This window comes from Achromobacter sp. E1, assembly GCF_037039475.1.
Taxonomy (GTDB): domain Bacteria; phylum Pseudomonadota; class Gammaproteobacteria; order Burkholderiales; family Burkholderiaceae_B; genus Achromobacter; species Achromobacter mucicolens.
The window spans coordinates 1,223,511-1,238,198 of record NZ_CP146253.1 but is presented as its reverse complement, the minus strand read 5'-3'; the positions used below and the strand labels follow the sequence as shown (position 1 = coordinate 1,238,198).

The following is a 14,688-nucleotide window of genomic DNA, read 5'->3' as shown; positions in this document are numbered from 1 at the left end:
GCGAGCGGCGGGCCGGCGATGCCCGCTACAACGCCGAGGCCATCGCCAGGCGCTCCGCGTAATGCGGTATCGACAGGCGCTCGATGACGGCCTGCTGCTGCGCCCCGAACACGTCGCGCTCGTCGGGCGAGGCCGAAATGTTCGGGCGGTCGATCGTCAGCTTGATGGCATTGCAACTGTCCACGAAGAATGTGCCCACCACGCGCTCGGGCGCCACGCCCAGCACACGCGCCACGTTGGCCGCGCAGAACACGTTCGAGCGCAGCGCGGCCTCGTAGTCGGCGGCGGAATTGAACACGATGTCGAACGTCAGCCGGTTGATGCCGGCGTCCTTGCTGCGCACCACCACGGCCATGTCCAGCAGCGGCTGTTCGCGCTGCGGCGTTCCTGCAGGCGGCACGTCGGCGATCAAGGACAGCGTGCGATCGTCCAGGTTGCCCTCGTAGCCCGTGATGCCGATGTCCGCGTACCGCGGCCGGCCGGATCCGCTTTCCGTCCAAGCCGCGCCGTTGATGCGGAAGTATGTGATCGGGAACATGCGGTTCTTGATGATGTCCTCGTTCTGCAACAGGTGATAGAGCGTCCATTCGTAGGCGTCGCCCGCGTCCATGTTCAGGCGCGAGCCGTCACGGGCGGGGGCCAGCGACAACAGGCGTTTCAGGTCGGCCTGATGCCGCTCGGCAAGCTGCGCGGCATCGCGGTCGATAGTGCGAACCAGCGCCACCGGCCGGCTGGCGTCGGCTTCGTGGATCTTCCACGTTGCGGCGCGCAATGCGTCCGGAAACTCCGCCTGCACCAGCTTGAGCACGGCGTCCTTGATCATCGGGTAGTTGGCCTGGAACACCGGATCGCGCGTGCCGCTGGGGACCACCGCGCCATACTGCCCGTCCTCGCGCTGAAAGCTCACCAGGTTGGGCGAAAGCGGATAGGCGATGTTGCCCGCGGTGGCCTTGCGGCCGGCGTAGCCATAGTGGATCAGGTAGTGGGTCAGCAGGCTGGCAAGCGTTTCGGCCGCCTGCGGCGTCGCCGCGCAGGTTTCCACGATCAGGCCCAGCTCCGCTTCGCCCTCGCGCAGCGGCACGGTCTGCACGCCGTTGCGGCCATAGACCAGCACATCGGCGGGCACGCGCGGCAGGTCCGCGGGGTCCAGGTGGACCAGCGACACCTTGCGCTTGCCCAGCCACCGCGCGCCTTCCAGCTTGATGCTCCACGGCCAGGGTTTGCCTGCCCGCACGAACTGGCTGTTGCGGATGCCGGCGGTGCGCGCATCGCGCGCGAAGAATTCGGTGTGCTCCATCGCCAGGATCCCCTCGGGATAGAACTGGAGCTGGGGATGGCTTTCCTCGTAGAGCGAATGCGCGGCAATCGAATACGGCGTGCAGCGCCGTCCCGGATCCGGCGCCACGAAAAGCGCGGTGCCGTCGTCGTAGATTTCCGCGACGAGGCAATCCGACGGCGAGCCCGGGTCGCAGGCCAGCGCGCCGCATTCCAGCACGTGGCCGACGTGATAGGCCAGCCCCGGGTCGATGCCGCGGCGGATCATGTCGGACGCGAACAGCGCAATGTCGCAAGACCGGCCGGCCAGCACATACTTCGCGCCGCTGTCCAATGCCGTGATGAGGGGATGCACGCCCATCTGTCCCACGATGGTGCTCTCTTCCAGCGCCGCGGCGTCCAGCTCGGGGCCCGCGCCCGTGGGCCGCAGCGCGCCCGCCCGGAATTCCCGGATCACGCTGGCCGGGTCCAGCTCGGACCGGATGACGGCCACGGTGCGGTCGTTCACGCCCAGCTCGTCAAAGACTTCCTTGGCGACGTCGATCATCCAGTCCAGGTTGCGGTTGCCGCCGGCCATGCCGCAGCTGCCCAGGATGACCGGTCCGTCGATGCGCTCGCCCGCCTCGACCATGTGGCGAAAGTCCGCCTTCACGGCCTCGCGTTCGAAGTATTCGGTACCCGTGCCCAGGTAATACGGGCCGGCGTCCATCGACCCCGCATCCGAGATCACGGCATCGATACGCCCTTCCAGCGCCTTTTGCAGCGATTCGCGGGGAAATCCATATCCCAACGCGCCGCACGCGGACACCACGCGATAAACCAGCTTTGCCATCGTCACTCTCCTGTTTTGCAGGCCGCAGACATTGCGTTTGCTGCATGGGAGTGCACTTTGCGCCTGAGGGCGCGGCAAAAAAAATAGTATGTCGATATGCGGGTATCGGCTGCCGATATGGCCTTTTAGCGGGCCGTCAGGAGGCCAGCGGTTCCGCGCCGGCCAGCCCCCTTTCCTCTACGTGCTGCATCACGAATTCGCTGAGGAGCGTGCGCACCGCCTCGGCCGGCGGCGCCAGCGGCACGTCGCTGGAGGCGATGACCGCCGCCGTCAGATAGACCGGCGGCTCGATCAGGGCGGCCGACACCATGGCGTGCCCAGGTGCGCCGGAGAAGTCGCCCAGCGGCAGGATGGTGTGGCCGATGCCCGCCTGCACTGCCGACAGCATCCCCGAAAAGACCTCGGTTTCTGCGACCACCTGCGGCACGATGCCGGCTTCGGAAAACAGCCGGTCCAGCAGGTTGCGCGTCATGTTGGGGTGGGCGGGCAGGATGAGCGGCATGCCGGCCAGCTGCTCGAAGCGCATGGCGCAAGGCCGGCGCCCCGGCTTGCGCGGGCTGACCACGAACAGCCGCTGCCGGAACAGCGGCTGGCGCGCGAACCCGGTCGTGGGCTCGTCCTCGAACACCAGCGCCAGGTCGAGCGAACTGTCGCGGATCCGGGCGCCCAGCTGGCCGCTTGCGTCGCTGCTGAAGCGCAGGCTGATCTTGGGCAGCGATGCCCGGCACTTTTCCATCAGTTCGCCCGCCAGGAACGACGCCAGCGTGGACGACATGCCGATCCGCACCACGCCCTGGATGTCGCCGCCCAGCGAGCGCACGATCTGCGGGATGCGCTCCATGCGGCTCAGGATGGACGTGGCTTCCGTGTACAGCGCGGCGCCGGCGGCCGTGGGACGCGCGCCCCGCGCACTACGATGCAATAGCGTCACGCCCAGCTCTTCTTCGAGCGCCGCGATCTGCTGGCTGAGCGCCGGCTGCGCCACCGGAATGAGCGCCGCCGCGCGGGAGAAACTGCCCGCCTCGACGATCTTCACGAAATACCGGAGATGGCGCAGTTGCACGGACGCGCTCCGTTCAGAACGTCACCGTGACGGACGGCGCGCTGCGCCGGGCTTCGCCGTGGAACACGGCTTCGATGTTGTTGCCGTCCGGATCCAGCACGAATGCGCCGTAGTAGCCGGGGTGGTAATCGCGAAATCCCGGCGCGCCGTTGTCCTGGCCGCCGTGGGCCAGCGCCGCCTTGTAGAACGCGTCGACCATCGCCTGATCGCGCGCCTGGAACGCAAGATGGTGGCGACCCGTCAACTGGCCCAGCGCGGCCTGGCTGTCGGCCGTCGACACAAACAATTCGTCGGCCCAGAAGTAGTCGTCCGCCGTGCCGCCCATGGGCACCTCCAGGGCGTCGAACACTGCCTGGTAAAAGCGCTGGCTGGCGGGCAGGTCCCGCACGACAAGCTGGATGTGATCGATCAGGCGGCCGCGATGGATCTCATTGGTCTGCATGACGTCTCCTTTCGGGTTGACAGGGCTCAGTCGACTATAGCGCCATCCGCCGCCCGAAAATGACAAAGCCCGCATGGCGCTGTCGAGCCATGCGGGCCTGAAGACCGCGGTCATGCCGGGCGCGCGCGGCGCGCCCGAGGCGATCAGCCAAACACGCGGAAGCGTTCGGCGTCGTCCATGAACGGCTTGTCGCCGAAACCGGCTTCGTTCGAGCCAAACGGCATCTGCGCGCGCAGCTTCCAGTAGGCGGGGACGTTCCACTCACGCGCCACGGCGGCGTCGATCAGCGGGTTGTAGTGCTGCAGGCTGGCGCCGACGCCGGCGTTGGCCAGCGCGGTCCAGACGGAAAGCTGGGCCATGCCGCCCGACTGCTCGGACCACACGGGGAAGTTGTCGGCGTACAGCGCAAACTTTTCCTGTAGGCTGCGCACCACGTCCTGGTCTTCGAAGAACAGGATCGTGCCCACGCCGGCGGCAAAGCTCTTGAGCTTGGCTTCGGTCTTGTCGAAACCTTCGGCCGGCGCAACCTTGCGCACTTCTTCCGTGGTCAGGTTCCAGAGCTTTTCGCTTTCGGCGCCAAACAGGATCACGGCGCGCGAGCTTTGCGAGTTGAAGGACGACGGGCTGTGCTTGATCGCTTCCTGGATCAGCGTGGTCAGTTCTTCCTTGGAGGCGGACAGGTTGCGGCCCAGCGAATACTGCGTGCGGCGCTGCTTGAGCGCTTCGAGATATGCGTTGCTCATGTTTTGACCTTTCGACCAGTAGATAGAGATGACGATGGGAGGCATTCTACCGGCTGGACCATGACGCGAATACCCGTTCAACCGCACTTCGACTGGAACAAACTGTTCCACCGGTGAGATCAAACGGGTGAAATCGGTGCATTGGGGCGGCTAATTCAGTCGGCGCGGAACCCCGTCGCCTTCACCACCTCGGTCCAGCGCTTGGATTCGGCGGTCAGCAGCGCCTGCAGGGCCTGGCGGTCCGAACCAACGACGACGAAGCCGGCCTCGCCCAGCGTCTTCACGGCGGCGGGCTGGCGCAGCGCGGCCGCACTGTCGGCCTGCAGGCGGGTCAGCACGGCGTCGGGCGTGCCGGCCGGGGCGAATAGCGCAAACCAGGCGCCGAAGTTGACCGCCGGCAAGCCGCGCTCGGCAAAGGTGGGCACATCGGCCAGGGCCTGGGTGCGTTGCGCGCCCGTGGTGGCCAGCGCGCGCAGCTTGCCGCCCTGCACCTGGGGCGCGGCCAGCGCGGTCGTCACGAACGCCGCCTGCACGCCGCCGGACACCAGCCCGGAGACGGCATCGCCGGTCGAACGGTAGTGGATGGCTTCGATCTTCAGGCCGGCCTCGCGCGCAAAGAGCTCGGCGCCAAAATGGCCCGGCGTGCCCGCACCGAAGGTGGCGAAGTTCAGGCGGTCCGGCGCCTTTTTCGCGGCGTCGATGAATGCCGCCAGATCCTTGTAGGGCGACGTGGCCGGCACGACCAGCACGAAGTCGGCGCGCACCACCTCGGAAATCGGGGCGAAATCGCGCGGCGGATCGTAATTCAGGTTGCGGTACGTGGCGGGCGAAATGCTGATCGACCCGACCTCGCCCAGCAGCAGCGTCTGGCCGTCGGCCGGACTGCGCGCGACGGTCTGCGCGGCGATCTGCCCGCCCGCGCCCACCTTGTTTTCCACCACCACGCTTTCGCCCAGCAGCGGCCCCATGTGCTGGGACAGGGTGCGCGCCACGATATCGGGCCCGGTGCCGGGCGGAAAGCCCACGTTCAGGCGCACCGGCCCATTGGGAAATTGCGCGGCCGCCGCAAGCGGCACGCACAGCAGTAAGCCGCCCAGCAGGCGGCGCAGCATCGTTTGCATGGTTGTCTCCTGGTTTTTTTAATGCCGCGGCGGCGCCGCGGGGTCAGCAAATGCGATAGAAGCGCAGCTCGACGCGATCGGGATAGCGCGCGCCGGTGCCGATGAAAAGGCTTTCGTTCATCCAGCCCAGCGTGGGCGAGGACGTCTCGAAACGGGGATAGCTGCGAAAGTAGATGCGCGCCGGATCGACGGCTTCGCCGCGCGCCAGCCGCGCAATGTCCTCGGCGCTGCCCGTGCGGATGCCGGTGTTCTCGACATACACGCGTTCGCCCGAGGGCGTCTCGATGACGTAGCGTGCGTGGATATCCGTGAAGGTGGCCGACCGGATGATCTGGAAGTCCGCGCCGCCGGGCAGCACCTTGCCCGACAGGCGCGGTCCCTGGACCGTGCCGCCGGTGATGGGGATCACGCGGCGGCGCCCCTGCGGCGTATCGCCCACTTCCTGCGGCGCGCCCACGTCGACCACGACGGTGGCCACGTGTTCAAGCCGGGGGGCCTGCGCGTCGTTCATGGCATCGGCGCCGCTCATGGTTTCTCTCCGCGGGCAAGGCGCAGCGCCGCCGGGTCAAAGCCCGCAAGCTGCTTGTAGCGCAGCGACACCGCCGCCAGCTCCTCGCCCGAAATCACGTCGTTGATGTTCGCGAACCCCGCGGGCGCGCGTTCTTCGGCCATCTGCATCACCTGCTCGGGGCCGTTCAGGCGGTTGCGCAGCACGATGCCCGCGGTACGCGGCAGGCGTTCGGCTTCGTACTCCAGCAGCGCGATCTCCGCCGAGCGCGCCTTGCCGCGCACGGCCTGATCCAGCCAGTCAGCCAGGCAGCGCGCGTCCAGGATGGCCTGCGCCGATCCATTGGAGCCGATGGGGTACATCGGGTGCGCCGCGTCTCCCAGCAGCGTGAAGCGTCCGCGCGTCCAGCGCGGCAAGGGGTCGCGATCCACAAGCGGAAATTCGTAGATCGCCTCGGCGCCGTCGATGATGGCCGGGATATCGATCCAGTCCCAGCGCCAGTCGGCGAAGCGGTCCGCGAAGACGGACTTGTCGACCTTGCGGTTCCAGTCGGTGGCGGGCAGTTCCGCGCCCGGAATGGACAGCTCGGCGATCCAGTTGATGAGCGAGCGGCCTTGCCGGCGCAGCGGTTCCGAAATCGGGTAGCAGACGAACTTCTGATCCTGGTGCCCCGCCATGAACATGCTGCGTCCGTCCAGATACGGCGGCGCCTCGGTCACCGCGCGCCACAGCATGCGGCCGGAGAACCGGGGTTCGTCCCCCACGGAATGGAGCTGGCGCCGCAGCGCGGAATGAATGCCGTCGGCGCCCACCAGGATGTCGCCCTGCACGGTGTGAAGCGTGTTGTCCGTGCGGCTGCGGAACTGGGCCTGCACGCCGTCCGCGTCCTGGGTGGCGGACTCCAGCACCATGCCGGGGACGATGGCATCCGGACCCAGGCGCTCGCGCACGGCCTGCGCAAGCAGCATCTGGAACTCGCCGCGATGCACCGAGAACTGCGGCAGCGGATAGCCGGCCTCGCGGCCGCGCGGCTCGCGCCAGATCGGCTGGCCCAGCTTGTTGTAGTAGTGCAGCTGCGAGGTCTCGATGGCGCGTTCGGCCAGCGCGGGCATCAGGCCCAGCTGTTCGATCTCGCTAACGGCGTGGGGCAGCAGGTTGATGCCGACGCCGAGCGGGCGCAATTCCTGCGCGCTTTCATAAATGCGGCAGCCGATGCCGCGGCGGTGCAGCATCAGCGCGAGAGTCAGCCCGCCGATACCCGCGCCGGCAATGACGATTTGCATGTCTACTCCTGGTCTTATTTGTTATGCAACATAACAAAATCGCCCCGCGTTCCGCACGAGGGATTTCCCGCAATCCGGTGGCGCGGCGACAATGCCTGCATTAGTGTTGAGGCCCCGTCCGCGATCCGCCCCCATGTCCAGAGCATCCGTCCAACGCCCTCGCCGTCCCGCGGCCCGTGGCGAACACTTCGATCCGCACGTGCCGGGCGTTCAGTACGGCGCACTGGACGACCTGGTCGGCTACGCGATCCGGCGCGCGCAGATCCTGATCTACGAGGACTTCCTTGCCGCGCTGGCGCCGTGGGACATCACGCCGCAGCGGTACTCGGCGCTGACGCTGATCGCCGCGAACGAAAACCTCAAGCTCACCGACCTGGCCCGCATCCTGGGCATTGCGCGGTCGGGCGCGGTGCAGATCGTGAACCAGCTGCAGGACCTGGGGTACGTGGAACGCCAGGAGGCCGAGCACGACCGGCGCGCGTACGCGCTGGCCATGACGCAGACCGGCCACGATGCGCTGGCCGCCATCACCGAAGCCGTGCAGGCGCACGATGCCCGCATCAGCGCCAAGCTGGGCGCGGCAGAGCGGCGCAAGCTGATTGGCTTGCTGGGCAAGCTGGGCTGAAGCAACCGCCCGCATCGCGCGGTGTCCCCGATTCGCGCGTCCGCGGCTCCGCATGCCCCGATGCGGGCATTCCCCTATTACCCCCGCCGCGCCAAAAAACTATCGTATTCGAGAATTATCAAATAAGAGAATTCTCGCTTCCGACAAAATGATTGCTGAAACCCTATACGATTTTGCCGTGATCGGCGCGGGCATCGCCGGCGCCTCCGTGGCCTACCGCCTGAGCGCCTCGGCGTCCGTGGCGGTGCTGGAACGAGAGTCCCAACCCGGTTATCACTCCACCGGCCGTTCGGCGGCCATGTTCATGGAGACCTACGGCACCACGCAGATCAAGGCGCTTACGCGCGCCAGCCGCGCGTTCTACGAGCATCCGCCGCAAGGCTTCTGCGAGCATCCGCTGCTCAGCCCCCGCGGCGTGCTGTACATCGGAACGCCGGATCAGAAGGATCTGCTGCAGGACGCCTTCGAAGACTTCCACCGCCAGTCGCCAAACGTCACCCTTATCGACGCCAGCCAGGCCGTCAAGCGCGTGCCCTGTCTGCGCGAAGACCAGCTGTGCGGCGCAATCGAGGAACCCGATGCCCGCGATATCGACGTGCATGCGCTGCACCAGGGTTTTCTGCGCGGCATGAGCCGCCAGGGCGCCGTGCTGCACAACAACGCCGAACTGGTGGGCGCCGCTTTCGAGAACGATGTCTGGACGCTGACCCTGGCCGATGGCCGGCAGATCCGCGCGCGGGCCGTCGTCAACGCCGCGGGCGCCTGGGCCGACCACACCGCCGGCTTGTGCGGCGCCGCCCCCGTCGGCCTGCAGCCGTGCCGCCGCACCGCGTTCACCTTCAGCGGTCCGGAGGACATGGATTTCTCGCACTGGCCCGCCGTGGTGGGCGTGGACGAAAGCTACTACTTCAAGCCCGACGCGGGGCAACTGCTGGGCTCGCCCGCCAATGCCGACCCGGTCGATGCGCACGACGTGGTGCCCGAGGAACTGGATGTCGCCACCGGCATCTACCGCATCGAAACCGCCACGTCGCTGACCATCCGCCGCCCGAAGCACACCTGGGCCGGCCTGCGCTCGTTCGTGCGCGACGGTGACTTCGTGGTGGGCTGGGACGCGGCCACGCCGGCGTTCTTCTGGCTGGCGGCGCAAGGCGGCTACGGCATCCAGACCGCCGCGGCCACGTCCGAGCTGGCGGCCGCATTGCTCACGCACCAGCCCATTCCCGACCACCTGCAGGCGCATGGCGTCAATGCCGACGCCGTGCGGCCCGAACGCCTGCGCTGACCCTGCTGCCCACGACGACCGAGATTTCCCAAATGACCACCATTACCCGCTACCCCAGCACCCTGCCCCTGCCTTTCTCGCGCGCCACCCAGGCGGGCGGATTCCTGTTCCTGTCCGGCCAGATCCCGATGGATGCCGCCGGCCAGGTGGTGCGCGGCGACGTCGCCACCCAGACGCATGCCGCCATCGAGCGCATCAAGGAAACCCTGGCCCTGGCCGGCGCAAGCCTGAAAGACGTGGTGCGCGTGACCGTGTGGCTGACCGACCTGGCGCATTTCGCCCAGTTCAACGAGGCCTACCGCAGCCATTTCTCTTCCGATTTCCCCTCGCGCTCCACCGTCGAGGCCAAGCTGGCCATGGACGTGGACGTCGAGATCGAAGTGCAGGCGTGGCTGGGCGATGCTCAGTCCAAGACGCCTGCCGCCTGAACGCTGTCCCGTTCGATTGCATGACACCGCCAGGCGCAGCGCCTGGCGGGGCGACACCCCAAGCGCGCGCCCCGATGCCCGCGCCCTAAAGCCCCACTTTTTGCGCGGAGCGTCATTCATGAAGATCTTTTCCGGGTCCCTGGCGACCGAGACGAACACCTTTTCTCCCATTCCGACCGGCCTGGCCTCCTACCGGGCGCGCGGCTACTTTCCGGCCGGCCAGCATCCGGACCGCATGCAGATGTTCTCGGGTCCGCTGTGGGCGGCGCGCCAGCGCGCCGCGGGCAAGGACTGGACCCTCATCGAAGGGCTGACCGCAGGCGCGACGCCGGCCGGCATCACGACCCGCCACGCCTACGAGACGCTGCGCGACGAGCTGCTGGACGATCTGCGCCGCGCGGGCAAGGTCGATATCGCCCTCTTTGGCCTGCACGGCGCGATGGTCGCCGACGGCTACGACGACTGCGAAGGCGACCTGCTGCGCCGCGCGCGCGAGATCGTGGGCCCCGATACCGTGATCGGCGCAGAGCTCGACCCGCACTGCCACCTGACGGACGCGATGGTCCAGAGCGCCGACTTCCTGGTCTGTTTCAAGGAATACCCCCACACCGACATCCTGGAGCGCGCCTTCGACCTGGTCGACCTGTGCGTGGCGCGCGCCGAGGGCCGCATCAAGCCCACGCGTGCGGTCTTCGACTGCGAGATGATTTCCATCATGCACACCAGCCGCGAGCCGATGCGCAGCTTCGTGGACCGCCTGCTCGCCATGGAGGGCAAGGAAGGCGTGCTGTCCGTGTCCATCGCCCACGGCTTTCCGTGGGGCGACACGCCGGACATGGGCTCGAAGGTGCTGGTCTATACCGACGGCAACCCCGCGCAGGCCGAGGCGCTGGCGCGCACGCTGGGCGAAGAGATCATCGGGTTTCGCGACCAGCTTGCGCCGCCCTACCCCGGCGCCGACGAAGCGCTGGACCTGGCGCTGGCGCACACCGAATTTCCCGTGGTGCTGGCCGATTCGGCCGACAACGCGGGCGGCGGCGCGCCCAGCGATGCCACGTTCATCCTGGAACGCGTGCTGGCGCGCGGCATCACCGATGTCGCCACGGGCCCGTTCTGGGATCCGGTTGCCGTGCAGCTGTGCTTTGAGGCCGGTGAAGGCGCGCAGATCAAGCTGCGCGTGGGCGGCAAGGTGGCGCCGGTGTCTGGCCAGCCGCTGGACCTGGACTGCGAGATCCTGGCGCTCAAGCGCGACGCCGTCATGACCGGTCTGGCCGGCACGCCCGCGCTGCTGGGCGACGTTGCCGTCGTGCGCACCCGCGGCGTGACGCTTGTGATGACCACCTCGCGCACCCAGGCGATGGGCACCGACCTCTTTACCCAATTCGGCGTGGACCTGGCCGCGATGAAACTCATCATCGTGAAGTCCTCGCAGCATTTCTACGCCTCGTACTCCAAGGTGGGCCGCCACGTCATCTACGTCGAGACGCCCGGCGCCATCACGAATGACCTCAACACGCTGCCGTTCGTGAAGCGCCAGCTGCCCAAGTGGCCGTTCAAGCAGTAAGAACCGAGGCCCAGGACCAACCACCCAAGCCGCCCGTGATGGGCAGACCAGAATCAACAAGGGGAACTCCATGATCAGACGTTTCAGCCTGCTGGGAGCCGCCGCGCTCCTGGCCATGAGCGCCGCGACCGGCGCGCTCGCCCAGACCAAAACCCTGCGCCTCGTGCCGCATGCGGACTTAAAGACGCTGGACCCGCTCTTTAACACCGCCTACATCACGCGCAACCACGGCTACATGGTGTTCGACACCCTGTTCGCCCAGGACAGCCAAGGCCAGGTCAAGCCGCAGATGGTGGACACCTGGACCAAGTCCGAGGACGGCAAGACCTGGACGTTCACGCTGCGCCCCGGCCTGAAGTTCAACGACGGCACGCCGGTGACGGCCGAGGACTGCATTGCCTCGATCCAGCGCTGGGCGAAGAAGGACACGCTGGGCCAGGCCATGATGGCGGCGGGCGCGGAACTGGCGGCCACCAACGAGAACACGTTCACACTGACCCTGAAAGAGCCCTTCGGCCTGGTGCTGGATGCGCTGTCCAAACCCTCCGGCATGCCGCCCTTCATCATGCCCAAGCGGCTGGCGGCCACCGATCCGAACACCCAGGTGACCGAGATGGTCGGGTCGGGTCCGTTCCTTTTCAAGCGGGATGAATGGGTGCCCGGCAACAAGGTGGTCTACGTGAAGAACCCGGCCTACGTGCCGCGGTCCGAAGCGCCGGACGGCCTGGCGGGCGGCAAGAACGTGAAGGTGGACCGCGTGGAGTGGGTCTACATCCCCGACGGCAACACGTCGACGGCCGCGCTGATGAACGGCGAGGTCGACATGATCGAACAGGTCACGCCCGACTTCCTGCCGGTGCTCGAAACCAATCCCGACATCACGCTGAGCACGTCGGTTGCCTCGCAAGGCATGGTGATTCTCAACGCCCTGCATCCGCCGTTCAACAACCCGCTGGCGCGCCAGGCGCTGTATCACCTGGTCAGCCAGAAGGAAATGCTGACCGCGATGGGCTACCCGGACAAGTACCGCGTCGACTACTGCCCCACCATGTACATCTGCGGTTCGCCCCTGGCCACCGACGCGGGCGCCGCGCCCTACGCCAAGCCGGACGTGGCCCGCGCCAAGCAACTGCTGCAGGAATCGGGCTACAAGGGCGAGAAGGTCGTGCTGCTGTACCCCACCGATCACCTGAGCGCTCCCGCCGTGATGGTGCTGGCGCAGAACATGAAGAAGGCCGGCGTGAACGTGGACCTGCAGTCCATGGACTGGGCCTCGCTGGCCGGACGCCGCCTGAAGAAGGATCCGCCCGCGCAAGGCGGCTGGAACATCTTCCTGACCTGGGGCGGTTACTTCGACGCCAGCACGCCGGTGACCAACCCGTGGCTGTCCGCCGCCTGCGGCAACAGCCTGCCGGGCTGGCCCTGCGACAAGGAAATGGACACCCTGCGCACCAGCTGGATCCGCGAAACGGACGCCGCCAAGCGCAAGGACATCGCCGCGCAGATCCAGGCGCGCGCCTACCAGACGGTGCCTTACGTGATGTGGGGCGAGTTCAAGCCCGTCTTTGCCGTGCGCGGCCTCAAGCACACCGAGCTGGTCAAGTCCGGCATCCCGGTGATGTGGAACATCGAAAAACCGTAAGGCCGACGCCGGGCGCCGTGCGCGCCCGGCCGCAAGCCGGGGGGAATCCAGCGTGAAATTCATCCTGCGCCGCATCGCGGCCGTCATACCCGTCATGGCCGTCGTGGCGGTTGTGGTGTTCCTGCTGATACACCTGTCGCCGGGCGATCCCGCGGCGGTGATCGCGGGCGACAACGCCACCGCCGACGACGTCGAGAAAATCCGCCAGAACCTGGGCCTGGACAAGCCGCTGCTGCAGCAGTTCGTCATCTGGGTCAGCCATATCGCCACGGGCGACCTGGGCACGTCGATGTCCACGCAGATGCCCGTCTCGCAGCTCATCGCCCAGCGCATGGGCCCGACGATCTCTATCGCGCTCTTCACGATGCTGTTCGCCGTGCTGGCGGCAATTCCCCTGGGCGTGCTGGCCGCGTGGAACGCCGGCAAGTGGCTGGACAGGCTGGTGATGGTGGGCGCGGTGTGCGCGTTCTCGGTGCCGGTGTTCCTGATCGGCTACAGCCTGGTGTACGGCTTTTCCATCAAGCTGGGCTGGCTGCCGGTGCAGGGCTACAAACCCCTGGCCGATGGCCTCGTGCCTTACTTGCGCCACCTGGTGCTGCCCTGTCTGTCGCTGGGCCTGGTGTACATGGCGCTGCTGACCCGCATGACGCGCGCCACCATGCTGGAGGCCCTGTCCGAAGACTACATCCGCACCGCGCGCGCCAAGGGCCTGTCGTCCGGCCCCATCGTCTGGCATGCGCTCAAGAACGCCGCCAATCCCATTGTCACGACCATCGGCGTCGGCGTGGCGCTGCTGATCGGCGGCGTCGTCGTGACCGAGACGGTGTTTGCGATCCCCGGCCTGGGCCGCCTGACCATCGACGCCGTGCTGCGCCACGACTATCCGGTCATCCAGGGCGTGCTGCTGGTGGCCTCGGGCATCTACGTGCTGATCAACCTGCTGGTCGACCTGAGCTACCGGCTCTTCGATCCCCGCATCCGCTATTGAGAAGAGGCCACGCATGAACACGACCACCCTGCCCCTTCCCGCCACGCGGCCCCGCCTGCGGCGCGCGTTCCGGTCGGTGCGCCGCCATCCCATGCTGTACGCCGGCGGCGCGATTCTCATCATCCTCGCGGCCATCGCGCTGGCCGCGCCGTGGCTGGCCACCGTCGACCCGCAGGAAATCAATCCGATGGCGCGCATGAAGCCGCCCTCGGCCGAACACCTGTTCGGCACCGACGCGCTGGGCCGCGACGTCTATTCGCGCACTGTCTGGGGCGCCCGCATCTCGCTGCTGGTCGGCATCGTGGTCGCCGTCGTCTCCACCGCCGCCGGCGTGGTGCTGGGCATGATGGCCGGCTACTTCCGCCGCATCGACGCCGTCATCATGCGCATCATGGACGGCCTGATGGCCATCCCCGGCGTGCTGCTGGCGATTGCGCTGATGGCCACGCTGAAGGGCGGGCTGGGCACCGTCATCATCGCCATCGTCATTCCCGAGGTGCCGCGCGTCGTGCGCCTGGTGCGCGCGCTGGTCCTGACCATCCGCGAGCAGCCCTACATCGAGGCCGCCGTCTCGGTGGGCACGCGGGTGCCGTCGATCCTGATGCGCCACATCCTGCCCAACCTGTTTGCGCCGCTGATGGTGCAGGCCACGTTCATCGCGGCCTCCGCCATCCTGACCGAAGCCGTGCTGAGCTTCCTGGGCGTGGGCATCCCGCCGCACATCCCGAGCTGGGGCAACATCATGGCCGAAGGCCGCAACTTCGTGGCCGTGGCGTTCCACATCATCCTGTATCCGGGCCTCTTTCTGGGCGTGGCCGTCCTGGCCGTCAATCTGGTCGGCGACGGGCTGCGCGACATGCTCGATCCCCGCCTGGCCAAGAAGCTGTAG

14 protein-coding genes are annotated in these 14,688 nt (G+C 67.4%); 7 read left to right on the top strand and 7 right to left on the bottom strand.

What is annotated here, in order from left to right; genetic code table 11:
• Positions 1 to 25: 25 nt before the first annotated feature.
• The 7 genes from V6V88_RS05665 to V6V88_RS05635 form a co-directional block, all read right to left on the bottom strand.
• Complete coding sequence (locus V6V88_RS05665) at positions 26 to 2,107, bottom strand: DUF4387 family protein (protein ID WP_223574496.1); 2,082 nt, start codon at positions 2,105 to 2,107, stop codon at positions 26 to 28.
• Positions 2,108 to 2,243: 136 nt separating this feature from the next.
• Positions 2,244 to 3,170, bottom strand: coding sequence for a LysR substrate-binding domain-containing protein (locus V6V88_RS05660; RefSeq protein WP_223574494.1), 927 nt, complete (start codon positions 3,168 to 3,170; stop codon positions 2,244 to 2,246).
• Between the two features lie 13 nt (positions 3,171 to 3,183).
• On the bottom strand, positions 3,184 to 3,612 hold the full coding sequence (locus V6V88_RS05655) for a VOC family protein (protein WP_056321595.1): 429 nt from the start codon (positions 3,610 to 3,612) through the stop codon (positions 3,184 to 3,186).
• 143 nt (positions 3,613 to 3,755) lie between these two features.
• Positions 3,756 to 4,355: a nitroreductase family protein gene (locus V6V88_RS05650; RefSeq protein ID WP_056322712.1), complete on the bottom strand. Its 600-nt coding sequence runs from the start codon at positions 4,353 to 4,355 to the stop codon at positions 3,756 to 3,758.
• A 155-nt stretch (positions 4,356 to 4,510) separates the two neighbouring features.
• A complete protein-coding gene (locus V6V88_RS05645; protein ID WP_152383633.1) occupies positions 4,511 to 5,476 on the bottom strand; it encodes a tripartite tricarboxylate transporter substrate binding protein in 966 nt (321 codons plus the stop codon).
• 43 nt (positions 5,477 to 5,519) lie between these two features.
• Entirely contained in the window at positions 5,520 to 6,005 is a 486-nt protein-coding gene (locus V6V88_RS05640) for a DUF3237 domain-containing protein (RefSeq protein WP_223574491.1), read from the bottom strand.
• The gene (locus V6V88_RS05635; RefSeq protein ID WP_223574488.1) at positions 6,002 to 7,267 is read right to left on the bottom strand and encodes a flavin-dependent oxidoreductase; all 1,266 of its coding nucleotides are present in this window, start codon (positions 7,265 to 7,267) and stop codon (positions 6,002 to 6,004) included. Before V6V88_RS05635 ends, V6V88_RS05640 begins: the two co-directional genes overlap by 4 nt.
• 133 nt (positions 7,268 to 7,400) lie before the next feature.
• On the opposite strand from V6V88_RS05635, the gene V6V88_RS05630 reads away from it, so the two are divergent.
• From V6V88_RS05630 to V6V88_RS05600, 7 genes are all read left to right on the top strand, one after another.
• Positions 7,401 to 7,892 carry a MarR family transcriptional regulator gene (locus V6V88_RS05630; protein ID WP_056321583.1) on the top strand — a complete coding sequence of 164 codons (492 nt, stop codon included), beginning with the start codon at positions 7,401 to 7,403 and terminating at the stop codon, positions 7,890 to 7,892.
• Positions 7,893 to 8,040: 148 nt separating this feature from the next.
• Positions 8,041 to 9,177 (top strand): FAD-dependent oxidoreductase, encoded by a 1,137-nt coding sequence (locus V6V88_RS05625; RefSeq protein WP_338618278.1) that lies wholly within the window; start codon positions 8,041 to 8,043, stop codon positions 9,175 to 9,177.
• A gap of 32 nt (positions 9,178 to 9,209) precedes the next feature.
• The gene (locus V6V88_RS05620) at positions 9,210 to 9,605 is read left to right on the top strand and encodes a RidA family protein (RefSeq protein WP_062840462.1); all 396 of its coding nucleotides are present in this window, start codon (positions 9,210 to 9,212) and stop codon (positions 9,603 to 9,605) included.
• Between the two features lie 118 nt (positions 9,606 to 9,723).
• Complete coding sequence (locus V6V88_RS05615; RefSeq protein ID WP_223574486.1) at positions 9,724 to 11,169, top strand: M81 family metallopeptidase; 1,446 nt, start codon at positions 9,724 to 9,726, stop codon at positions 11,167 to 11,169.
• 70 nt (positions 11,170 to 11,239) lie between these two features.
• A complete protein-coding gene (locus V6V88_RS05610) occupies positions 11,240 to 12,811 on the top strand; it encodes an ABC transporter substrate-binding protein (protein ID WP_223574484.1) in 1,572 nt (523 codons plus the stop codon).
• Positions 12,812 to 12,863: 52 nt separating this feature from the next.
• A complete protein-coding gene (locus V6V88_RS05605; RefSeq protein WP_056321574.1) occupies positions 12,864 to 13,799 on the top strand; it encodes an ABC transporter permease in 936 nt (311 codons plus the stop codon).
• 13 nt (positions 13,800 to 13,812) lie between these two features.
• Positions 13,813 to 14,688: an ABC transporter permease gene (locus V6V88_RS05600; protein WP_175235196.1), complete on the top strand. Its 876-nt coding sequence runs from the start codon at positions 13,813 to 13,815 to the stop codon at positions 14,686 to 14,688.